A 22017-nucleotide genomic window follows, 5' to 3' on the forward strand; every position below is an offset into this window, starting at 1 on the left:
AGGCAACAAGCTGCGGGCGAACTATCCGATCAAATCCGATGCGGAACCGGATCGTCGCGCGCGGCGGCATCTTTCAGAGCAGTATTTCACCTCATCCCAGACCTTTTCCCATTTCTTGCGCCAAGCAAAGGGCCGCCCGCAGTGGACGCAGGTCTTTTGTGGCAGGTCGCGTTTGCGGCGCATCCGCGTTCAAATCAAGTGCGGGAGAGAGGCAATAGCGACATCCTCTGCGCCAGAATTCATCAGGAACGCCACGACCGCTGATGCGATCAGCGCAAGAAAAACACCCAGCCAGACACCCCAGAGGACCGGACGGTGTTTGCGTTTTTGAGTTGCAAGATTCGTGTCAGGTGCGGACATGGGCTCTCCTTTGCGTTGTGTTGCCAAGCCGACTTGCGGCTAGGCTCTAGTGCACCTAACGTCTGAACAGTCTGATCCGTTCCAAACAAGATGTAGGTGAGTATGCGCGACGCCGCCCCCAAAACCATATACCTGAGCGATTACAAGCCTTTTGGGTACAAAATTGAGACAGTCGAACTGACCTTCGATCTGCACCCGAACGCCACGCGGGTCAAAAGCCGCATTGCTTTTGTGCCTGTGGCAGGTGCCGATGACACGTTCTTTTTGCATGGGGAACAGTTGAAACTGATTTCCGCGCGTATTGATGGTGCGACTGTGACACCAGAGGTGACTGAGCAAGGGCTGACATGCCAGGTGCCAAAGGTGCCATTTCTCTGGGAAGCAGAGGTCGAGATTGACCCTGCCAACAACACCGCCCTCGAAGGGCTTTATATGTCAAACGGCATGTATTGTACGCAATGCGAGGCCGAAGGATTTCGCAAAATCACCTTTTATCCGGATCGCCCGGACGTGATGAGCGTCTTTACGGTGCGCATCAATGGCCCACTTCCGGTTTTACTGTCAAATGGCAATCCCGTATCGCAAAAGGACGGCTTTGCAGAATGGCATGATCCATGGCCGAAACCGGCCTACCTCTTTGCCTTGGTGGCAGGCGATCTTATCGCCCATCCGGGAGATTTCACCACAAAATCCGGGCGCAAGGTGGATTTGAACCTCTATGTACGGCCGGGCGATGAGGGTAAATGCGCTTTTGGGATGCAGGCGCTGAAGGATTCCATGAAATGGGATGAAGACGTCTATGGGCGGGAATACGACCTTGATATCTTCAACATCGTCGCCGTGGATGATTTCAACATGGGGGCCATGGAAAACAAGGGATTGAACGTCTTTAATTCCTCTGCCGTGCTGGCCTCGCCGGAAACCTCCACAGACATGAATTTTCAACGCGTCGAGGCGATCATCGCCCATGAGTATTTCCACAACTGGACGGGTAATCGGATCACCTGCCGGGACTGGTTTCAACTCTGCCTCAAAGAAGGGCTGACCGTCTACCGCGACAGCCAGTTCACTTCTGATATGCGCTCGGCTGCTGTCAAACGCATTGGGGATGTGATTGACCTGCGCGGGCGCCAGTTCGCTGAGGACCAAGGCCCCCTTTCCCACCCGGTACGCCCTGAAAGCTTTCAGGAAATCAACAACTTCTACACCGCAACAGTGTACGAGAAAGGCGCTGAAGTCATTGGCATGCTGCGCCAGTTGGTCGGTGCGGAAGCCTATTCAAAAGCGCTGGATCTCTATTTTGATCGCCATGACGGTCAGGCCTGCACAATTGAGGATTGGTTGCAGGTATTCGAAGACGCGACCGGGCGTGACCTTGGTCAGTTCAAGCGGTGGTACAGTCAGGCCGGAACGCCTCGCGTGACGGTAAAAGATCATTGGAGCGATGGGACCTACACGCTCACATTCACGCAAGACCTGAAACCATCCGCCACGACGCCGGACCCACAGCCGCAAGTCATCCCCATTGTCACAGGGTTGTTGTCGCCTGCGGGCGCGGAAATCGTACCGAGCCAGGTGCTGGAATTGAACGAAGCCTCTCAGTCTTTTACCTTTGAGGGTCTTTTCGAACGCCCCGTCCCTTCGGTTTTGCGTGGTTTTTCGGCGCCTGTCGTTCTGGAAAAACACCTGTCTCAAGATCATTCGGCCTTTCTCCTCGCGCATGATACTGACCCCTTTAACCGCTGGGAGGCCGGACGCGGCCTGGCGCGCGCTAGTCTGCTTGACATGATCCGCACGGGGGCAGACCCGGATACCGCATATCTTGACGGGCTCAAAACGGTCCTGAGTGACAGGACGCTGGATGCTTCCTATCGCGCCCTGATGCTGGGCCTGCCGAGCCAGTCGGACCTTGCAACGGCGCTCCATGATGCAGGCGACACGCCGGACCCGGATGCCATTTGGGCGGCCTGCGAAACCATGGCGCGGGCGCAGGCCGGGCATTTTCACGACCTCTTGCCGGATCTGTTTAATGAAAATCAGGTCTCTCAGGCCTATCAACCCGATGCAGATCAATCCGGACGCCGCAGCCTTGCCAATGCAGCGCTGAGCCTATTGTGTCTTAGGGATGGCCCTGCCCGTGCGGAAAAACAGTTCCAAGATGCTGATAACATGACCCAACAACTCGCAGCGCTCGCCGTTCTCTTGCGTATAGATACAGGGCAAAAAGAGCTGCAGTCTTTCGAAACGCAATGGAAGTCGGATCGGCTGGTCATGGACAAATGGTTTGGTTTGCAAGTGATGCAAGCACGGCCTGAAAAAGTGGCGAAGAGTGCTGAAAACCTGACCCGCCATCCGGATTTTACTTGGAAGAATCCAAATCGGTTTCGGTCCGTCTTTGGATCGCTGGCAACGCATCACGCTGGTTTTCACGCTGCGGATGGTGCCGGATACAAGTTGCTGGCGGATTGGTTGATCCGGCTTGATCCGGTCAACCCGCAGACAACCGCCCGGATGTGTGCCGCTTTCCAGACATGGCGCCGGTATGATGCGGATCGCCAGATACACGCGGCGACCGCGCTTGACCGTATTCTGGCCGTGCCGGAGTTGTCGCGCGACACGAGCGAAATGATTGAACGGATCAGAGGAGATCGCACATGAAACCTGTCTTGTTGATTACAGGCGGCTCTGCAGGTATCGGCGCGGCCTGTGCCCGCCTTGCCGCAACACGTGGCTTTGATCTGGCACTGAATTTTCGTACCGACGTCGCAGGCGCAGAAGCGGTTGCAGCGGAGTGCCGAAACGCCGGAGCCAAAACCGTCCTTTGCCCGGGAGATGTGGCGGACCCGGATGCAATCGAAAGGATGTTTGGACAGGTCGATACAGAATTCGGCCGGATTGACGCATTGATCAATAACGCCGGTGTTGTGGACACGACTGCAAAGGTGACAGACCTCGATCACGCACGTTTGCGGCGGATGTTCGATATCAACGTGATTGGCTCAATTCTGGTGGCAAAAGAGGCGATCATCAGGATGCAGGCCCAGGGCGCGGGCGGAGTCATCGTAAATATCTCCTCCGCCGCTGCGCGCCTTGGATCGGGCAACCAATATGTGGATTACGCCGCCTCTAAGGCCGCAATCGACTGCTTTACCAAAGGCCTGTCTGATGAGGTTGCTGCGGATAATATCCGCGTTATGGCCGTTCGCCCAGGTCTGATTGAAACGGAGCTACACGCCAAAGGGGGTGAGCCCGGACGCGCCGACCGTCTTGCCCATATGGTGCCAATGAAACGCAAAGGATCTGCGGAGGAAATTGCGCAGGCGGTGGTCTGGCTGCTGTCCGACGAGGCGAGTTATGTTACGGGATCGACGCTGGACGTTACCGGTGGCCGCTGAGCGTTTCAGCTACCACCGGCAGGGACGCAATCGTGCGACGCTTTGGGCCGTGCTTGGCCTTTGGGCCATTCTTATCTTGGCGGTCATCTGGGTCAATGCGGCCCCATGGCTGATGGGGATCATTGCGCTGTTCACACTCCCGGCCCTGTGGGATCTATATGCCAATCCTGCAGCGGGCATGGAATTTGACGATCAACAGATCACCTGGTTCAGCGGCAAAAGACATGCTGAACTGCCATGGTGCGAGGTGGATCATATGCGGCTGGATACGCGTTTGGATTTTTCCGTGCGCGCGACGGCTGTCCTGACATCAGGTCGCAAGGTCCGTTTGCCTTATGAGGCAACACCCCCGCATCAGATGCTCGAAAAGGCCTTGCACAGCCGCGAAATCCGAACACAAAGACACCACTTTACGCTTATCGGATGAGCCACAGGGCCTATCTGTTGGTTGGGCGATGCTTTCGCTTTGCGCGCACTGGTTTTGGCGGGGCCTTGCAATAGGGTTGCTCCAACAACCAGGCCGAAATATCTTGACGCTTGGTGGAACTGCGCATCGGACCCCAGTCAGCCGCCACACCCCGCCAGTTGTTATCCTTGCCAAAAATCTTGCCGTCTCGCGGCACCGTCACCGCCATGATACGAATGGCGCAACTGAGATTGTCCCCGCCGTCCTTGAGCGCCTCGCCGGACCCTGCGCGACACTCATATCCTCGCGCTGTCGCTGGCGCGATCTGCAAGAGCCCAAACCATTTGCCGCCGCCCCCTACGGCCCAAGGCTGATAAGTGCTCTCGTGCTTTGCCAGGGCAGACATAAAGCCAACCCAGAACGCCTGGCGCCCGATTTCGTCGGCCTCTTCGTAATAAGGACACCACTGTTCAATATCTTCGGGCACCATGTCGGTAAGGGGTTGGCCATGATTGCGCAGAGCTTCCAGCGCAGCCTGATTCCAAAGAACATGGTTTGGCATATGGCTCCACCGCATTTGCGGTAGCGGTGCGATCTTTGACGGCGACTGCGCATCAGAGGCCAATACGCCGTTAGCCGGCAGATACATCAGACAGGACAACAAAAACAAAAACATCTTCATCCCGCCTTTATGCGTCAATCGGATGCGTCATTTCAAGCATTTGTCGCGCTGCAGGATTTGGCCACGCGGCGGCACATCCGCTCACGCAGGCAGAGGCAAAAATGGCATTACGAAGACCAAACTCCAATCAGACATTTTCAAAAAGCCCAAAATACAAAACGGCAATTTTGCGCATGGGCTGTTTTTCAATCCCAAAGTACGCGGGTAAGCATGGCGCCGAACATACTCCGCAGCACGGTGTTAAGAAAACGCCACATTCCGTCAAAGTCACAGAGCGCACACGGCTGCAACAGACGTTGCTACGACGATCAGAGGAGAGCGACACAGCAATGTCATAGGGCTGATCATGACGATAATTTACGTCTGAGAACGCCATCGAAAGCTGCGTTTTCGACTTATGAGTTTGCCTGATCGTTCTGCGCACCAACCACAGCCTCACCTTCGTGAGCAGGATCGCGTCGCACATAGCCCCATATGATCCCAACATCGATCCGTCTGAGAGACCTCGTGGCACGCAAACCAGCGCGCCTCTGCGAAGGGCTTGCAGCACATCGCGCACTGGCCTAAGACCTCTGGCACGATCAGACCTGCCTGATGAGGGACCGTAATGCTTGATTTGACCTATGAAACGCCGACACCAAAGACCATTTCAGGCGCAAAGCACGATTGGGAACTAGTGATCGGCATGGAAGTGCATGCACAGGTCTCCTCCAACGCCAAACTGTTTTCCGCCGCCTCAACGAAGTTCGGCGCAGAGCCCAACAGCAACGTATCCTTTGTCGATGCGGCGATGCCCGGCATGTTGCCCACAATCAATGAATATTGTGTCGAGCAAGCCGTGCGCACAGGGCTGGGCCTCAAGGCGCAAATCCATCTGGAAAGCGCCTTTGATCGTAAGAACTATTTCTACCCCGATCTCCCGCAGGGCTATCAGATCTCGCAGCTTTACCATCCTATTGTGGGCGAGGGCGAAGTTTTGGTCGAAATGGGGGCGGGGGCCGGTGAAAAACCAAGCGCCCGTCTGGTGCGGGTTGAACGCATCCATCTGGAACAGGACGCGGGCAAATCCATCCACGACATGGATCCCAACATGTCCTTTGTCGATCTGAACCGCACCGGTGTGGCGTTGATGGAAATCGTCTCGCGCCCCGACATTCGGGGGCCCGAAGAGGCCGCCGCCTATCTCGCCAAGTTGCGTCAGATCCTGCGATATCTGGGCACCTGCAATGGCGATATGCAATCTGGCGCGATGCGCGCGGATGTGAACGTGTCGATCTGCCGACCCGGCCAATATGAAAAATATCAGGCGACACAGGATTTCAGCCATTTGGGCACGCGTTGCGAGATCAAGAATATGAACTCCATGCGCTTCATTCAGGCGGCCATCGATGTCGAAGCCAAACGCCAGATCGCGATCGTTGAAGCCGGCGGTTCCGTTGATCAGGAAACCCGTCTCTATGATCCGGACAAGAATGAAACACGCTCGATGCGGTCCAAGGAGGAGGCGCATGATTATCGCTACTTCCCCGATCCTGATCTTTTGCCATTGGTGATCGAACAGGCGTGGGTAGATGACATCGGCGCCAATCTGCCCGAACTGCCAGATGCCAAGAAAGCCCGTTTCATGGGTGACTTTGGCCTGTCTGATTATGATGCATCGGTCCTAACCGCTGATCTGGACTCCGCCGGTTATTTTGAAGCTGTTGCGGCAGGACGCGATGGCAAGATGGCCGCGAACTGGGTGATTAACGAGCTTTTTGGACGCCTTAAAAAAGACGATTCTGATATCACAGACAGCCCGGTTTCCCCGGACCAACTGGGTGGCGTTCTTGATCTGATCGCATCGGATGCAATTTCGGGCAAGATCGCCAAAGAGCTTTTCGAAATTGTCTATACAGAGGGCGGAGATCCCGCCGAGATCGTCGAGGCGCGTGGCATGAAACAGGTCACAGATACCGGCGCGATTGAGGCCGCTGTAGACGAGATTATTGCTGCCAACCCCGATCAAGTCGCCAAAGCACGCGAAAACCCGAAACTTGCCGGGTGGTTTGTGGGACAGGTCATGAAAGCTACGGGCGGCAAAGCCAACCCCAAGGCCGTGAATCAGTTGGTGGCGCAAAAACTGAAGGGTTGAACGCGTAAGCACAGACCTGCATTGATCGCGAAAACCGACCGCAGACGGCAAGGGTCAATGCACCAAAGCACCTTGGGCGCGCAAAATTGGAGACGTGGGATGGCAAATTACGAATACCGGGTGATCACTGCCCCGACACGCGGTGTGAAAGCCAAAGGCATCAAAACACCAGAGGATCGCTTTTCACACACGCTCGAAGAAGTGATGAACGAGATGGCGGCAGAGGGTTGGGAGTATCAGCGCGCCGAAACGCTTCCCTCGATAGAAAGGTCCGGGTTGACCTCCTCTGCGACCAACTGGCGCAATGTGTTGGTTTTTCGTCGCGCGAAAGAAGAAGCGCAGCCGCAACTCGTTTTGGCGGACGGTGCGACGGCGTCAAAAGAGGAAATCGACATCCGGCAGGACCCCGTCATTGCTACTCCCCAAACACCCGATGATGATGCCTCGCAAAGTGAAGGTGCGACCAGAATGCTGAGCGACAACGGTGTGGAAGAGCCCAGCGATGTCGCAGGTATGACAAATTCCTTAAAACAACTCGCAGCAAGCCGAAACACTGAGAAATCAAATGACTAGAAGTCGACCTTAAACGTCCAGATCAAGAGAGAGCGCATGAATGCGAGCGATCAAATCAGGCCCAAGTGCGGCGTGGACGGCTCGGTGGCGCGCAACCCTGTTCATGCTCTTGAATTGCTCAGCACGGATCGCCACGTTAAAATGACTTTCACCTCCCTCAGGATATCCTGCATGTCCGCGATGGCTTTCGCTGTCATCGACCACTTCTAGCTCGCGGGGCGCAAATGCATTCCGCAACCGATCTTCAATCTCTTGGCGTTTCGACATTTTTTTGTCTTTGCCCCTTCCCTCTTTTCACACGCAGTCTAAACTAAGCGGCCTCGACTCGTATAGGTGCCAATATGCCAAAAAGTGATCCATTCGGATTCGATATGTCCGTCTCTTCCTCCAAGAAGAAAAACCCACGCGGTCGGCGTGGCATGTCCGGGGCGTCCGAAACGTCCACGCGGGTGTGTGATCATGACGGGTGTGAGGAGGCCGGGAAATACCGCGCACCGAAAGCGCCGGATGTGTTGGATGATTTCTTCTGGTTCTGTCAGGCGCATGTGCGCGAATACAATTTGAAGTGGAACTTCTTTGATGGAACTACTGAGGCGGAACTGAACGCGCAGATGTCCAAGGACAAGGTCTGGGAACGCAATACAAAACCGATGGGGGATCCCGAAGCACGCGCATGGGCCCGTCTGGGCATCGAGGACCCACATCAGGTGCTGGGTGCGAATGCCACGCAAAACCCCGGCAAGGGACCGCAGGCCGGTCGTCGCCTGCCCCCGACCGAACGCCGCGCGCTTGAAATCCTGGAAGCCAAGGACACCTGGACGAAACCGGAAGTACGCAAGACCTACAAAGCTCTGATCAAAGTTTTGCACCCGGACATGAATGGCGGAGATCGCAGCCAGGAAGAGCAATTGCAGGAAGTTGTCTGGGCCTGGGATCAGATTAAAGGCAGCCGTAATTTCAAGGATTGATGGCGCTACGGAATTGCGTCAACTGGACCGCCCTTCCCCTTGCACCTTCGCGATATATGTTGCACCAGAGGGCCGGGTCAAAACGGCCTCTGATTTCATATTCTTACGATAGGGTGACACCTCATGGCCGACGGCGCACTGGACATCAACACAAAGCCAACCGAAGAAATCCACGTCCGCGACGTCTTTGGCATCGATACCGATATGGTTGTCAAAGGCTTCGCTGATCGCAGCGATCGTGTGCCGGAACTGGACACCACCTATAAGTTCGACCCTGATACGACGCTGGCGATTCTGGCGGGTTTTTCCCACAACCGGCGGGTGATGATTCAAGGCTATCACGGCACGGGGAAATCAACTCACATCGAACAGGTCGCCGCGCGGTTGAATTGGCCCACAGTGCGGGTCAACCTCGACAGCCATATTTCCCGGATCGATTTGATTGGCAAGGACGCTATCAAACTGAAAGACGGCAAGCAGGTCACAGATTTTCAGGAAGGCATTTTGCCATGGGCGCTGCGCAACCCAACGGCTATTGTGTTTGATGAATATGACGCGGGTCGTGCAGATGTGATGTTTGTGATCCAACGCGTTCTGGAAGTGGATGGCAAACTGACTCTTCTCGATCAAAATCAAGTCATTGAGCCACACCCGTTTTTCCGTATTTTTGCGACGGCGAACACGGTGGGTTTGGGTGATACGACGGGCCTTTATCACGGGACGCAGCAGATCAACCAAGGCCAGATGGACCGTTGGTCACTGGTTGCGACGCTGAATTACCTGAGCATTGATGCGGAAACGGCAATCGTTTTGTCCAAAAACCCGCATTACAACACCGAAAAAGGCCGCAAGATCGTCAAGCAGATGGTGACCGTTGCGGACCTGACGCGCACGGCCTTCATGAACGGTGATCTGTCGACCGTCATGTCACCGCGTACGGTCATTGCCTGGGCGCAAAACGCTGAGATTTTCCGCAACGTGGGCTATGCTTTCCGCCTGTCGTTTCTTAACAAATGCGACGAACTGGAACGTCAGACTGTAGCGGAGTTTTACCAGCGTCTGTTTGACGAGGAACTGCCAGAAAGCGCTGCAAGCGTGAGTTTAGGATAGGCACATGCACATCGGGTTGATCGGCGGTATCGGCCCAGCAGCCACGGTGGTTTATTACCAGCGGCTGACTGCGTTGATGCGGGAACGCAAAAAGAAACTGGAACTAACGATCGTTCACGCGAGCGCCGATGAGCTTGTCGCCAACAATTTGTCAGATAATCGGGCAGCACAAGCATCGACATACGCCGACTTGATTGGCCGTCTGAAAGCTGCTGGCGCCGAGTGTGCCGCCATAACTTCGTTAGGCGGGCACTTCTGCTATAAGGAAACGGAAGAGATCAGCTCCTTACCACTGGTGAGCGGTGTTGCGCCACTGGATAGCTATTTCAAAGCGCAAGGTATGCGCTCTGTTGGTTTACTGGGCACGGGCGTCGTCATGCGCACCGGGCTTTATGGTCAATTGACGCATACCCGCGCCGTTGCACCCGACAGAAGTCTGGATCTTGTGGCCAGCACGTATCTCGACATGGCGTTGCGCGGTGCCTGCACGGATGCGGACCGCTCGTTTTTTTTCGAGACCGGTCAACGTATGATCGAGGAACAAGGCGTGGATGCCATCGTTCTTGCAGGTACGGACCTGGGACTGGCATTTGACGGATACGATCCGGGCTTTAAAGTGGTCGATGCGCTGGATGCGCATATTGTGCTTCTGGCAGATTTGGCGGAGGGCAAAGCGACGGTGCCGCAAGCGGTGAAAGGCAAAGAGATATGAGCAAACCCTCTGACAACCCCGCTGACGCATTCAAAAAGGCGCTTTCCGAGGCGACCAAAGTCATGGCGCATGACCCGGAGCTGACCGTATCTTATTCAGTAGATCCTGCGGGTATGTCCGGCGATTCCATGCGTTTGCCGCAAGTCAGCCGACGCATGACACGTGACGAGGTGATGTTGGCGCGGGGCACGGCGGATGCCTTGGCGCTGAACCGGCGCTATCACAATGGGCAGACCCACTCCAAGTACCAGCCACAGGGCGAGATGGCGCGCGACCTTTATGAGGCCATGGAAACCGCGCGCTGCGAGGCGATGGGCGCGCGGGACATGCCCGGTACGGCAGGCAACATTGACGCCAAGATCGCCCATGAGGCGATGCGCAAGGGTTATGATCAAGTCAGTCAAGCCTCGGATGCGCCATTGGCCACGGCCGCCGGTTATTTGATCCGGCATCTGGCGACAGGGCGCGCATTGCCGTCCGGTGCGCAGAACGTGATGGAGTTGTGGCGCGGGTTCATTGAGGATCAATGCGGCGGTACGCTGGAAAACCTTGATGATACGCTCAGCGATCAGGCGACATTTGCCAAACTGGCACGTCAATTGATTTCTGATCTGGGATATGGCGATCAGTTGGGCGATGACCCCGATCAGTTTGACGAGGATCAGGAAGACGAGGCCGAAGAGGGCGCGGACGAGCAGGACGATCCCGACAGCACCGGTCAGGATGATCAGGACGACGAGGAATCCGAGGGCTCCCCCGAGCAGTCGCAGGAAGAGCAGCAGGACGCGGCACAAGCTCAGGTCTCCATGGACGACATGGCGGATCAGGAGATGGGCGAGGAAGCGGAGATGCCGGATGGGGAGGCCCCGATGGAGCCACCTGCCCCGCCCCAAGCCTCCGATGCAGACCCCAATTACCTTGTGTACATGAGCGATCATGACGAGGAAATCGGTGCGGAGGACCTTGCCGATCCCATTGAGTTGGAACGCCTGCGCGCCTATTTGGATCAACAGTTGGAGCCTTTGAAGGGCGCGGTCAGCCGGTTGGCGAACAAGCTGCAACGCCGCCTTCAGGCGCAACAAAACCGATCCTGGGAATTTGACCTCGAAGAAGGCATGCTGGACGCCGGGCGTTTGGCGCGCGTTGTGGCCAACCCGACAACACCGCTTTCTTTCAAGGTCGAAAAGGACACTGAGTTTCGCGACACAGTCGTGACTTTGCTGCTGGATAATTCCGGCTCCATGCGCGGCCGGCCCATTTCGATTGCCGCAATATGCGCGGACGTTCTGGCGCGCACGCTGGAGCGGTGCAATGTGAAGGTCGAGATCCTTGGCTTTACCACGCGGGCCTGGAAGGGTGGTCAGGCGCGCGAGGCATGGCTGAATGATGGGCGGCCACAACAGCCCGGGCGTCTGAACGATCTGCGCCACATCATCTATAAATCAGCCGACGCCCCGTGGCGCCGGACGCGCCCTAATCTGGGCCTGATGATGAAAGAAGGCCTGCTCAAGGAAAACATTGATGGCGAAGCCCTGGAATGGGCGCATCGCCGCATGCTGATGCGCCATGAGGCGCGCAAAATCCTGATGGTGATTTCTGATGGCGCGCCCGTGGATGACAGCACGCTGTCGGTGAATCCGGCCAATTATTTGGAAAAACACTTGCGCGATGTGATCGCCATGGTCGAAAAACGCCGCGCTGTGGAATTGCTGGCGATCGGGATCGGGCATGATGTGACGCGGTACTATGACCGCGCGGTGACGATCACCGATGTGGATCAGCTGGCTGGCGCTATGACCGAACAACTCGCCGCACTCTTTGACAATGATCCTCGCGCGCGGGCCCGTGTGATGGGCATGAAACGCGCGGGGTAATGCATTCCAGACGTTGGGTTTTGATGAATACAAAAAGGGCGCACGATCTATGTTTCAATCCTTTGAGGTAACGGCGCGCCCCGAACAGGGCCCACCCCGATTGGCTGCTTTGCGTGATGAACTGGCCAAAGATGGATTGGACGGTTTTCTGATCCCACGCGCGGATGCGCATCAGGGTGAATATGTAGCACCGCGCGATGAACGCCTCGCCTGGTTGACCGGATTTACCGGCTCCGCCGGTTTTTGTGCCGCGCTCAAAGACATCGCAGGCGTATTCATCGACGGGCGCTATCGCACGCAGGTCAAGGCACAGGTTGCCGCTGATTACACGCCGGTCCCATGGCCGGATGTGTCGCTGGCCGCATGGCTGGAAGAAAAACTGCCCAATGGCGGGCTGGTTGGCTTTGACCCGTGGCTGCACAGTGCAGGTCAGATCGAAACCCTTGAAAAAACTCTTTCAAAGACCGGCATTTCCATGCGTCCGCATGCCAATCTGGTGGATCGCATCTGGGCGGATCAGCCTGACACACCGATGGCCCCAGCAAAGGTGCATCCGCTTGAATTTGCAGGCGAAAGCCACGCAGACAAACGCGCACGCCTAGCGCAGGAATTGCGTGATGATGGACATAAGGCCGCGCTGATCACGCTGCCGGATTCACTTTGCTGGCTGCTCAACATCAGAGGGGCAGACATTCCGCGCAACCCGATTGCACAGGGCTTCGCCATCTTGCATGACACCGGCGCCGTGGATCTGTTCATGGACACACAAAAGCTGACAGAAGTGCGGGACCATCTTGGTCCAGATGTGACGGTATATGCCCCGGATGATCTGGTGAGTGCGGTCAAGGACCTTGCAGGTCCAGTGCGCGTGGACAAAGGTACTGTCCCCTTCCTCCTCTCGGAAACACTTGCGAACCGGGCGGCGTTTGACGGAGACCCGTGTGCCTTGCCAAAAGCACGCAAGAACGCCGCGGAAATCGAAGGGGCTGCCGCAGCGCATCTACGCGACGGTGCAGCCGTCGTGGAACTTTTGACATGGCTTGATGCTCAACCCGTAGGCAGCCTGCATGAAACGCATGTCGTTTCAAAGCTTGAAGCCTTCAGGCGCAACGATAATGCGCTTCAGGACATCAGTTTTGAAACCATCGCTGGGACCGGCCCCAACGGCGCGATCATGCATTATCGCGTAAGTGAGGAAACCGACAGCCCGCTGCAGGAGGGACAATTGATCGTGCTCGACAGTGGCGGTCAATATCTGGACGGTACGACGGACATTACCCGCACCATTGCCATCGGCGCGCCGCCACAGGAGGCGGCTGAGGCATTTACCCGCGTGTTGCAAGGCATGATCGCGATGAGTCGCCTGCGCTGGCCACAAGGTCTTGCCGGGCGTGATATCGAAGCCGTCGGGCGCATGCCGCTTTGGCTCGCCGGACAGGATTTCGATCATGGGTTGGGACACGGGGTCGGCGCGTATCTGAGCGTACATGAAGGACCACAAAGGCTCAGCCGGATCAGCCATGTCCCGTTTGAGGCCGGAATGATCCTGTCAAACGAGCCGGGCTATTACCGCGAAGGGGCCTTTGGCATTCGCATTGAAAACCTGATTGTGGCGCAGGACGCCCCGGATCTGCCCGGCGGAGACACGCATCGCAAAATGCTCAACTGGCGCACGCTGACCTTTGCCCCCATTGACCGCCGTTTGATCGTAGTTGCCATGCTGACCTCACCTGAACGCGATTGGCTGAATGCCTATCACGCTGAGGTTGCAGAAAAAATCACTCCGCGCCTATCCCCCGCCGCCAAAACATGGTTGGATGCGGCGACCGCGCCGATCTGACCCCTTTTGGGCGTCATGAATATGTTACCAAACATGCGCAGAGAGAATGAAACGTCATAGGGGAGACGCTTGTCATGGCTGACCACATCACAATTCGCAAAGCCGATGGGACATGGAGCGTGCGCGCTGGTGGTGCCGTGTTGGGCGAAAGCGCGGCTGCGCTGGAGTTGATCGAAGGAGACTACCCGCCGGTAATCTATTTCCCGCGTGGTGACATCGCCATGGCGTTTCTGGACCGCACCGATAAATCCACCCATTGCCCGCATAAAGGTGATGCCAATTACTTTTCGGTCGTCACAAAGAGCACAACACTGGCGAATGTGGTCTGGTCCTATGAAGCCCCGAAAGAAGCTGTTGCGCGGATCAAGGATCATCTGGCTTTCTACAGCAATGGCGATGTGACCGTCGAACAGATTTAGCGCGTCATGAGTGTTCTTCGGCGGCGGTCGCAGCCAGCGCGCGATTATACACTTTAAGCGCATCCACGTGAAACAACGCGCCGTGCAACGCCGGGGGTGATGCATCCGCGCTGAGTGTGACGACGGGTATGAATCGCACACCCGTTTCGAACATCGGCATCGCGGATTCCAGTGTGGCATTGCTGTCAATGTAAATGCCATCACCGATCATTTCCCAGCATTCCTCTTCGCTGGCTGCGCGCGGGTCGTCCGTGGCGCGCATAACGGGACCCACACGGAACATCGCCAGGAGATAGGCCTGTGGTCCGGCTGCCAAATGCACCTTACGGCGCTCCAGTTGGGTCAGGAAAAAACTGCGATCCACCAGCCGCGACGCCAGTGCCGTCGACATCGATACGGCTACCATGACGGCAAGCCCGGTCTGCCAGTCCCCTGTCAGTTCAAACACAATCAACGTGGTTGAAATCGGCGCGCCGAGCACGGCAGCAGCAACCGCCCCCATGCCCGTCAACGCATATAAAGTCAGTGAGCTGGAGACATCAGGGAAAACACTGGTTGCAATTAACCCGAAACTCAACCCAGACAGGGCCCCCACCATGAGGGAAGGCGAGAAAATCCCACCACCCATACGGCCTGCCATGGTGATGGCGACGGCCACGGCCTTGAGGACGGCAAACACAATTGCGTTCCACAGCGCGAGTTGACCGGTCAATGCCAAAGAAGTCGTTTCATAGCCGACCCCGATAATATGCGGAAAATAGATCGCCAAACCACCCAGCATGGCCCCGGCAAGAGCAGGGCGTAGATACCGCGGTAATTTGGTCTTTTCCTGAACCATCGTGCCGAAATCATCCGCCCAGAAAACAGCTTTCATGAAGGCCACCGCAATGACCCCACAGACCAGACCCAGCAACAGATAAGCAGGCATTTCCTGATAAAACTGCACAGCCCCGGTGGTGGACAGCGTAAATTCGGTGACGTCCCCAAATTCGAGCCGGTTGATCACCGTACCCGCGGCACTGGCGATCACGATCGGAGCAAAGGCATGCACCGCGAAATGCCGCAACACCACCTCAAGCGCAAAGAGCGCGCCTGCAATCGGGGCGTTGAAACTGGCCGATACCGCTGCCGCGACGGCACAGCCCAACAGGTCACGCCCCGTGATCCCATCCGCGTGTATGCGCCGGTTCACCCACGTGGAAATCACGGCCGCCAGGTGAACGACCGGACCCTCCCGACCAGTAGATCCGCCGGTACCCAGCGTGATCAAGGAGGCAAGTGCAGATGCCAGGCCCGCCCGGGCCTCGACCCGCCCGTCGTGCATCGCTGCTCCGTGGATGACATCGGCCACAGATCTGGCACGCCCGTCATTTGTGAAAAAGTGCAGGATCAAACCCACGACCAATCCGCCGCAAATCGGGATGATCAGGACCAGATACCACGGTAGAGACTCTGCAAAACTGTGCAGCAGGCGCACGTCTTCAGTGCCATAGAGATAGGTTTGTAGAGCATTGACACCCTTGCGAAAAAATAATGCTGCAAAGCCGGCCGCAATCCCGACAACCAGGGCGATGAACCAAAACTGGATTTGATTAGGTCCGCGATGTCGGATCACACGTAACCCGTCGCGACAGGTGGTGAGCGCTAGGTCAAGCTGCTTTGACAGGATGGATCGCTTTGGGCTGGGCATCAATACGTACTCTGGCTGCTTCCTGTCTAGGCCAAGGGCGGATAGGTGGAAAGCCCCTTGGCGCGCTTATCCGGCCAGAAGTGCCCGCGCCGCGCCGCGTGCCTCTTCGGTAATCGTGTCGCCTGCAAGCATACGTGCGATTTCATCGACCCGGTCGCCAGACGGCAGTGGGGTCACGGTCGACGTGGTCATTCCGGCATCAACGCGTTTCTCGACCCGCCAATGGTGCGCGCCCAATGCAGCAACCTGTGGCGAGTGGGTGACAACCAACACCTGTCCTTCGCGCGCCAGCGCCGCCAATCTGCGCCCCACTGCATCGGCCGTCGCTCCCCCCACGCCCCGGTCAATTTCATCAAAAATCATCGTCAAACCGGTCTGGTTCTTGGTCAGGCAAACCTTTAACGCCAGCAGGAACCGGCTGAGTTCCCCCCCCGAAGCAATTTTATTCAAAGCACCCGAGGGCGCACCGGGATTAGTGGCAACCGTGAAGTCCACGGCATCCGCACCTTCGGGCCCCGGTGTGTCCGGGCGCACTTGCGTTTCAAAAACGGCCCGTTCCATTTTCAGCGGTGCCAGTTCCGCGCTGACGGCCTTATCAAGTGCGCGTGCCGCTTTTTGGCGCGCGCGGGTGAGTTCAGTTGCTGCGTCGTGATAGACGACCTCCGCTGCCGTCAGGTCTTTACGCAGTTGCGCCAGATCAGCATCCCCTGCATCCAACGCCGCCAGCTTGTCGCGCAAGGTATCGGCAAACCCGGCCAGATCATCCGCCAAAACATCATACTTGCGCGCCATGGCTCGGATCGCGAATAACCGCTCTTCCGTATCTTCGAGTTCAGCGGGATCGAACGACAGAGCTTCGATCGCACCCGAAATGCCGTCAACGGCTTCATCCAGTTCAACCATGGCCCGAGACAACGCGGCCATTGGAGCCTCCAACACACCTTCGGATTGTTCTGCCGCGCCGTCCAGCCAACGCAGCGCATCACTCAGCGCGGTTTCAGCCCCCTTGCCGCTTAGAATTTCATGTGCCCGCACCACATCACTGCGGATTGTTTCGGCGCCCTGCATTGCACGCCGCCGCGTATCCAAAGTTTCCTCTTCGCCCGTTTGCGGATGAAGCGCATCCAATTCGGCCATAGCGTGACGGAGGAACTCCTCCTCATCGCGAATGGCCGCCATCACCTTTTCCGCAGCGGCCAGCGCTTTAGCCGCCTGCCCCTTTATCGACCATGCTGTCCGACATTTGGACTTGGCATCCTCCAAACCTGCGAATTCATCCAGGATCAATCGATGCCCGCGGGGATTGAGAAGTCCTCGATCATCGTGCTGCCCGTGCAGTTCCACAAGTGTTTCGGACAGCTGGCGCAACACTTCGCCTGAACACCGCCGATCATTGATCCATGCGGTTTTGCGCCCTTCCACCGTGTTGATCCTTCGCAGGATCAACTCATCTCCACCCGGTAACCCCGCGTCCTTCAGGATCTCGTGAGCCAGATGGTTTGGGCCCAGATCAAACCACGCCGTAACCTCGCCCTGCGCCGCCCCTTGACGCACAAGATCTGCACGGCCCCGCCAGCCCAAGACAAACCCCAATGAATCCAGTAAGATAGATTTCCCTGCGCCGGTTTCACCCGTCAGAACATTGAGACCGGGTTGAAAGGCAAGCTCCAACCGATCAATGATCAGCATGTCCGAGATATCAAGTCCGCGCAGCATTCGCTCTTTCCGTCATCCCCGCCGGGTCAGAGCCAGTTGCCCTTGACCGTTTGGCGGTACACCTGACGCAACCAACCATCACCCGCAGCTTCCAGCGTGAGCCCCTGCCCTGTCAGCAGTGCAAAGCTGTCCTCATACCAGTCTGTCGAGCGATAATTGAACCCAAGGATCGCGCCCGCTGTTTGTGCCTGATCGGTCAGGCCCAGTGACAAATAGGCCTCAACCAGACGATGCAACGCTTCGGGCGTATGACTTGTTGTCTGGAAATCTTCCACAACCACACGGAAACGGTTAATCGCCGCTGTGTAATGATTGCGGCGCAGATAATAGCGTCCGATTTCCATTTCCTTTCCAGCCAGATGATTGAAAGCCAGATCGAATTTCAAGACAGCGGCCCGGGCGTATTCACTTTCGGGATAACGCTCGATGACTTCACGCAACGACTGTAGTGCCTGAAAGGTCAGCCCCTGATCACGCCCGACTTCATCGATCTGATCATAGTAACTCAGCGCCAAAAGATATTGTGCATAAGCGGCGTCTTCGTCATCCGGGTAAAAGTCAATGAAACGTTGTGAAGCGGATCGACTGTTTGGGTAATCCTGATCGCGATGATAGGAAAACGCCTGCATGATCAGCGCCCGACGCGCCCAGTCGGAATACGGATAAAGCCGTTCAATCTCCGCAAAGTAGAATGCTGCGTCATCCGGGCGGCTGCGATTCAATTCAAACTCGCCACGCTCAAAAATCTGCTCAGCGGAATAGGTTTCAAGCGGTATCTCCTGCGGATTGAAGAAATTCCCCGTTGTACGGCCGGAATTGCGATCTCCACATGCCGCTAGCGTTGCTGCCACCAGCACCACTGCCACCACCCGCTTGCGCGACCCAAGCCTACTCATGCTTTGCCACCATTGCTCCGTACCCCTGTGAGCCGCAATTATCTCTGCTCTTGGAGGTCCTAGCATAGAAATTTGACATGCAAAACGCCCATTGCGCCCTTTGTGAACACAGTTGTTAGAAAGCTTGCTGAATTGAGGGGCTCGTCGCCGGCCAAACCCGGCATAATCCTACGCGACCGCCGGAATCTCATCCCAGACGAGGCCATAACCTGGCAGGCGGGAGGCAGTACTTTTTTCGCATACAATCATGCGGACCGCGTCCGGTGTCGCGAACAATTCCCGCAAGAGCGTGTTTGTCAGGGAATGCCCCGCTCGTACGCCGGTGTAATGACCAATCAAGGGGGCACCAACCAACGCCAGATCGCCCAACGCATCCAACATCTTATGGCGCACAGGCTCGTCGCTGTGGCGCAAGCCCCCGGGGCTCACTACTTTACCGCCATCAAACACAACCGCATTCTCACCCGACGTCCCGCCCAATGCGAGACCTTTCTCGCGCATCACATCCACATCCGACTGGCGGCAGAATGTACGGCTGTCGCAGAGTTCTCGTGCAAAACTGCCGTTGTTCATCACCAGTGACTTGCTCTGGCGTCCAATGGCCGCATCCTCGAAATCAATCTCGAAATCAATCCTCAGAGTATCCGAAGGCGCGAGTGTCGCAGACGCCAGACCGTCGGTGACTGTGACCGTTTTCAAAACCTCAAATGCTCTTACAGCTGCTGTAAGTGTCCGGAGCCCACGCTGCATGATACCACGCACGAAAGGTGCAGCAGAACCGTCAAGGATCGGCACCTCGGGCCCATCTATCTCGACCAGAGCGTTATGCACACCGCAACCCGCCAGAGCGGCCATGATATGCTCGATCGTGGAAACCTGAAGACCCGCACTATTTTCGATCTTTGTGCACAGCGGTGAGCGCAACACGTTGTCCCAGCGCGCCTGAATCAAGCGGTCACCAACTGCAACGTCGGTGCGGGAGAACCATATGCCATGCTCGGCGGCTGCCGGACGGATCGTCACCGTCGCATTGTGCCCCGTGTGAAGGCCACAGCCGGAAAAGCTGATCGCTGATTTAATCGTTGTTTGCACAAGTGCCCCATAATTTTTCGAGCCTTTTGGCCCGGTTAGCATCTTAACTAAGGTTGACAGGGGTCAGCCTCAACTCAAACTTTGCAACCGACTGAAACACATCTGTTACAATTGAGCGCAAAGACGCCTGCCCAACAGTAAAGCATTGAAATACAAAGCAAAAGGGCCGCAACAATGCGGCCCTTTTGCAAGACTTTGTGATAAATTTAATTGGCTTGGCGGCGCAAAAATGCAGGTATTTCGATCCGCTCCTGATCAGGGTCTGCTGGCTCCTGCGGCATTGGCGCTGGTTCTGCCGTGCGGTGCTGTACCGGAGGCTGCTGGCGCGGTGCAGATTGCGCCGGACCCTCTGCGTGACCGGTCATGCGGTTGATCAGAGAGTTTATGCCAAAGCGGGGGCGCTCGCCCTGTACCTCTTCGCGCGGCGCGGCAGCTTCCCGTTGCTCGGATCGGGGCGCTGCTTTTTGCGCCGCGGCGCGCAGACGCATCATGGCCTCGGGCGATGGCGTTCCAGGTGTCGGAGCGCGCGGTGCGACAAAACTATCAGGCTCGACGTCCGCATCGACCCGGCTCGGTTCAAAAGCTGCAACTCTGGGCTGATAGGCGGGCGCTGGCAAACCATCATCCATAGCCGCAGGGATTTCCTGCTCGAAGGTATCTTCTGTGACATTCGTCACCGAAGCGGGCTGCTCGTCCAGTGATTCAAACAGGCTTGGCTCTTCTACAGCCTCAGCAACGACACTTTCCAGATCTTCCGGCTCTGCCGCACGCGCGGCAGCCGCAACTTCTGGAACGACCTCTTCGGCCGTCACGGTCGGTTTCAACGGCTGGGAAAGCGGGCGACGCGGCACCGGCATCTCTGTGTTCACATCTGTTGCATCGATTCCGGTTGCAACGACACTGACCCGCATGAGACCGCCCATATCGGTATCCAATGTGGAACCAACGATGATGTTGGCCTCTGGATCCACCTCTTCACGAATGCGGTTCGCCGCCTCATCCAGTTCAAACAGAGTCAGATCATGACCGCCAGTGATGTTGATCAGGACACCTTTAGCACCGCGCAAACTGATTTCGTCCAGCAACGGATTGGCAATCGCCTTTTCGGCCGCCTGGATCGCACGATCTTCGCCGTCCGCCTCGCCTGTGCCCATCATCGCCTTGCCCATTTCGTCCATAACGGCGCGGACATCAGCAAAATCAAGATTGATAAGCCCAGGGCGCACCATCAGGTCGGTTACGCCCTTAACACCTTGATACAAAACATCATCCGCCATGGAAAAGGCTTCGGTGAAGGTGGTTTTTTCATTCGCCAGACGGAACAGGTTCTGGTTTGGAATGATGATCAGCGTATCCACAACCTTTTGCAGCGCCTCAACACCGTCTTCAGCCTGACGCATCCGCTTTGCGCCCTCAAACTGGAACGGCTTGGTGACAACACCTACCGTCAAAACACCCAATTCCCGTGCGGCTTGCGCAATGATCGGCGCGGCACCTGTACCGGTGCCACCGCCCATGCCCGCCGTGATGAAACACATGTGCGCGCCAGCCAGATGATCGACGATTTGCTCAATGCTCTCTTCAGCGGCGGCAGCACCAACTGTGGCACGAGCGCCAGCGCCCAGACCTTCTGTAACCTTGATCCCCAATTGCACCCGGTTGTCCGACTTGGCTTGTTGCAGCGCTTGCGCATCCGTGTTGGCCACAACGAACTCAACCCCATCAAGCTCTTTGTCGATCATATTATTGACCGCGTTGCCGCCAGCACCCCCCACGCCAAATACAGTGATACGAGGTCTCAGGTCTGCCTGTCCCGGCATAGTAAGGGTAAGTGTCATGGGTATATCCGCCTGTGCTCTGCCCCGCATTCGCGAGTGTTTTTAATGCCTGTTCAGGGTTTACCCTATCTGCTGCATGTCCACGGGTCACGCAAAAAACGCAATTTCAACACAAAATATGGGCTATTTTCATGGATAAACCGCTCTGGAGAGGCTGGATGGGCAAGATGTTGCGCAAATCCGCACGGCAGACGCTAGAAACCGCGCAAATCATTCGCGCAGACGAATGTCGCCTGCTGCGCATCACTGTGCGCTTTACCGATTTTAGGACGACTGCTCGGTCGCCTGCAGGCCTCTGACGGGCCTTATCGA

At 56.7% G+C, this 22017-nt stretch carries 20 protein-coding genes; 11 read left to right on the forward strand and 9 right to left on the reverse strand.

The window, feature by feature from the left end; all coding sequences use genetic code 11:
• Positions 1–21: 21 nt before the first annotated feature.
• Together R8G34_05490 and R8G34_05495 are read right to left on the reverse strand one after the other, a co-directional pair.
• A complete protein-coding gene (locus R8G34_05490; GenBank protein MDW3222331.1) occupies positions 22–183 on the reverse strand; it encodes a DUF2256 domain-containing protein in 162 nt (53 codons plus the stop codon).
• A gap of 6 nt (positions 184–189) precedes the next feature.
• Positions 190–360, reverse strand: a complete 171-nt coding sequence (locus R8G34_05495) for a hypothetical protein (protein ID MDW3222332.1) — start codon at positions 358–360, stop codon at positions 190–192.
• A gap of 102 nt (positions 361–462) precedes the next feature.
• On the opposite strand from R8G34_05495, the gene pepN reads away from it, so the two are divergent.
• The 3 genes from pepN to R8G34_05510 are packed head-to-tail and all read left to right on the forward strand — an operon-like array spanning position 463 to position 4182.
• Entirely contained in the window at positions 463–3018 is a 2556-nt protein-coding gene (gene pepN / locus R8G34_05500; GenBank protein ID MDW3222333.1) for an aminopeptidase N, read from the forward strand.
• A complete protein-coding gene (locus R8G34_05505) occupies positions 3015–3755 on the forward strand; it encodes an SDR family oxidoreductase (protein ID MDW3222334.1) in 741 nt (246 codons plus the stop codon). The genes pepN and R8G34_05505 overlap by 4 nt, the downstream gene beginning before the upstream one ends.
• Positions 3745–4182, forward strand: coding sequence for a hypothetical protein (locus R8G34_05510; GenBank protein MDW3222335.1), 438 nt, complete (start codon positions 3745–3747; stop codon positions 4180–4182). The genes R8G34_05505 and R8G34_05510 overlap by 11 nt, the downstream gene beginning before the upstream one ends.
• Positions 4183–4192: 10 nt before the next feature.
• Here the strand turns inward: R8G34_05510 and R8G34_05515 are convergent, their stop codons facing one another.
• The gene (locus tag R8G34_05515; protein MDW3222336.1) at positions 4193–4843 is read right to left on the reverse strand and encodes a transglycosylase SLT domain-containing protein; all 651 of its coding nucleotides are present in this window, start codon (positions 4841–4843) and stop codon (positions 4193–4195) included.
• Between the two features lie 607 nt (positions 4844–5450).
• On the opposite strand from R8G34_05515, the gene gatB reads away from it, so the two are divergent.
• A complete protein-coding gene (gene gatB, locus R8G34_05520) occupies positions 5451–6977 on the forward strand; it encodes an Asp-tRNA(Asn)/Glu-tRNA(Gln) amidotransferase subunit GatB (GenBank protein MDW3222337.1) in 1527 nt (508 codons plus the stop codon).
• A gap of 99 nt (positions 6978–7076) precedes the next feature.
• Positions 7077–7550: a DUF4177 domain-containing protein gene (locus R8G34_05525; GenBank protein ID MDW3222338.1), complete on the forward strand. Its 474-nt coding sequence runs from the start codon at positions 7077–7079 to the stop codon at positions 7548–7550.
• 9 nt (positions 7551–7559) lie between these two features.
• Here the strand turns inward: R8G34_05525 and R8G34_05530 are convergent, their stop codons facing one another.
• Positions 7560–7817: a BolA family protein gene (locus tag R8G34_05530; GenBank protein MDW3222339.1), complete on the reverse strand. Its 258-nt coding sequence runs from the start codon at positions 7815–7817 to the stop codon at positions 7560–7562.
• Between the two features lie 74 nt (positions 7818–7891).
• On the opposite strand from R8G34_05530, the gene R8G34_05535 reads away from it, so the two are divergent.
• The 6 genes from R8G34_05535 (at position 7892) to R8G34_05560 (ending at position 14473) form a co-directional block, all read left to right on the forward strand.
• On the forward strand, positions 7892–8518 hold the full coding sequence (locus tag R8G34_05535; GenBank protein ID MDW3222340.1) for a J domain-containing protein: 627 nt from the start codon (positions 7892–7894) through the stop codon (positions 8516–8518).
• 123 nt (positions 8519–8641) lie between these two features.
• Positions 8642–9628, forward strand: a complete 987-nt coding sequence (gene cobS / locus R8G34_05540; GenBank protein MDW3222341.1) for a cobaltochelatase subunit CobS — start codon at positions 8642–8644, stop codon at positions 9626–9628.
• Positions 9629–9632: 4 nt separating this feature from the next.
• Positions 9633–10340 (forward strand): aspartate/glutamate racemase family protein, encoded by a 708-nt coding sequence (locus R8G34_05545; protein ID MDW3222342.1) that lies wholly within the window; start codon positions 9633–9635, stop codon positions 10338–10340.
• Positions 10337–12214 carry a cobaltochelatase subunit CobT gene (cobT, locus tag R8G34_05550; GenBank protein MDW3222343.1) on the forward strand — a complete coding sequence of 626 codons (1878 nt, stop codon included), beginning with the start codon at positions 10337–10339 and terminating at the stop codon, positions 12212–12214. The genes R8G34_05545 and cobT overlap by 4 nt, the downstream gene beginning before the upstream one ends.
• A gap of 49 nt (positions 12215–12263) precedes the next feature.
• The gene (locus R8G34_05555) at positions 12264–14054 is read left to right on the forward strand and encodes an aminopeptidase P family protein (protein MDW3222344.1); all 1791 of its coding nucleotides are present in this window, start codon (positions 12264–12266) and stop codon (positions 14052–14054) included.
• Positions 14055–14128: 74 nt separating this feature from the next.
• A complete protein-coding gene (locus R8G34_05560; protein ID MDW3222345.1) occupies positions 14129–14473 on the forward strand; it encodes a DUF427 domain-containing protein in 345 nt (114 codons plus the stop codon).
• A 4-nt stretch (positions 14474–14477) separates the two neighbouring features.
• Here R8G34_05560 and R8G34_05565 read toward each other — a convergent pair whose 3' ends face one another.
• From R8G34_05565 to ftsZ, 5 genes are all read right to left on the reverse strand, one after another.
• Positions 14478–16163, reverse strand: a complete 1686-nt coding sequence (locus R8G34_05565; GenBank protein ID MDW3222346.1) for a chloride channel protein — start codon at positions 16161–16163, stop codon at positions 14478–14480.
• 66 nt (positions 16164–16229) lie between these two features.
• Complete coding sequence (gene recN / locus R8G34_05570) at positions 16230–17879, reverse strand: DNA repair protein RecN (GenBank protein MDW3222347.1); 1650 nt, start codon at positions 17877–17879, stop codon at positions 16230–16232.
• Positions 17880–17905: 26 nt separating this feature from the next.
• Positions 17906–18775 (reverse strand): outer membrane protein assembly factor BamD, encoded by an 870-nt coding sequence (locus R8G34_05575; GenBank protein MDW3222348.1) that lies wholly within the window; start codon positions 18773–18775, stop codon positions 17906–17908.
• 168 nt (positions 18776–18943) lie between these two features.
• A complete protein-coding gene (lpxC, locus tag R8G34_05580) occupies positions 18944–19867 on the reverse strand; it encodes a UDP-3-O-acyl-N-acetylglucosamine deacetylase (GenBank protein MDW3222349.1) in 924 nt (307 codons plus the stop codon).
• Between the two features lie 206 nt (positions 19868–20073).
• The gene (gene ftsZ / locus R8G34_05585; protein MDW3222350.1) at positions 20074–21705 is read right to left on the reverse strand and encodes a cell division protein FtsZ; all 1632 of its coding nucleotides are present in this window, start codon (positions 21703–21705) and stop codon (positions 20074–20076) included.
• Positions 21706–22017 lie beyond the last annotated feature (312 nt).

It is taken from the genome of Paracoccaceae bacterium (assembly GCA_033344815.1).
Classification (GTDB): Bacteria; Pseudomonadota; Alphaproteobacteria; order Rhodobacterales; family Rhodobacteraceae; genus Roseobacter.

Excerpts from the sequence above, each read along its gene's own strand:
- recN (MDW3222347.1), bottom strand. The coding sequence starts at position 17,879 with ATGCTGCGCGGACTTGATATCTCGGACATGCTGATCATTGATCGGTTG.
- R8G34_05495 (MDW3222332.1), bottom strand. The coding sequence starts at position 360 with ATGTCCGCACCTGACACGAATCTTGCAACTCAAAAACGCAAACACCGT.
- R8G34_05555 (MDW3222344.1), top strand. The coding sequence starts at position 12,264 with ATGTTTCAATCCTTTGAGGTAACGGCGCGCCCCGAACAGGGCCCACCC.
- R8G34_05515 (MDW3222336.1), bottom strand. The coding sequence starts at position 4,843 with ATGAAGATGTTTTTGTTTTTGTTGTCCTGTCTGATGTATCTGCCGGCT.
- R8G34_05535 (MDW3222340.1), top strand. The coding sequence starts at position 7,892 with ATGCCAAAAAGTGATCCATTCGGATTCGATATGTCCGTCTCTTCCTCC.
- R8G34_05525 (MDW3222338.1), top strand. The coding sequence starts at position 7,077 with ATGGCAAATTACGAATACCGGGTGATCACTGCCCCGACACGCGGTGTG.
- R8G34_05490 (MDW3222331.1), bottom strand. The coding sequence starts at position 183 with ATGCGCCGCAAACGCGACCTGCCACAAAAGACCTGCGTCCACTGCGGG.
- R8G34_05565 (MDW3222346.1), bottom strand. The coding sequence starts at position 16,163 with ATGCCCAGCCCAAAGCGATCCATCCTGTCAAAGCAGCTTGACCTAGCG.
- gatB (MDW3222337.1), top strand. The coding sequence starts at position 5,451 with ATGCTTGATTTGACCTATGAAACGCCGACACCAAAGACCATTTCAGGC.
- ftsZ (MDW3222350.1), bottom strand. The coding sequence starts at position 21,705 with ATGACACTTACCCTTACTATGCCGGGACAGGCAGACCTGAGACCTCGT.
- R8G34_05545 (MDW3222342.1), top strand. The coding sequence starts at position 9,633 with ATGCACATCGGGTTGATCGGCGGTATCGGCCCAGCAGCCACGGTGGTT.
- R8G34_05505 (MDW3222334.1), top strand. The coding sequence starts at position 3,015 with ATGAAACCTGTCTTGTTGATTACAGGCGGCTCTGCAGGTATCGGCGCG.
- cobS (MDW3222341.1), top strand. The coding sequence starts at position 8,642 with ATGGCCGACGGCGCACTGGACATCAACACAAAGCCAACCGAAGAAATC.
- cobT (MDW3222343.1), top strand. The coding sequence starts at position 10,337 with ATGAGCAAACCCTCTGACAACCCCGCTGACGCATTCAAAAAGGCGCTT.
- R8G34_05575 (MDW3222348.1), bottom strand. The coding sequence starts at position 18,775 with ATGAGTAGGCTTGGGTCGCGCAAGCGGGTGGTGGCAGTGGTGCTGGTG.
- R8G34_05560 (MDW3222345.1), top strand. The coding sequence starts at position 14,129 with ATGGCTGACCACATCACAATTCGCAAAGCCGATGGGACATGGAGCGTG.
- pepN (MDW3222333.1), top strand. The coding sequence starts at position 463 with ATGCGCGACGCCGCCCCCAAAACCATATACCTGAGCGATTACAAGCCT.
- R8G34_05530 (MDW3222339.1), bottom strand. The coding sequence starts at position 7,817 with ATGTCGAAACGCCAAGAGATTGAAGATCGGTTGCGGAATGCATTTGCG.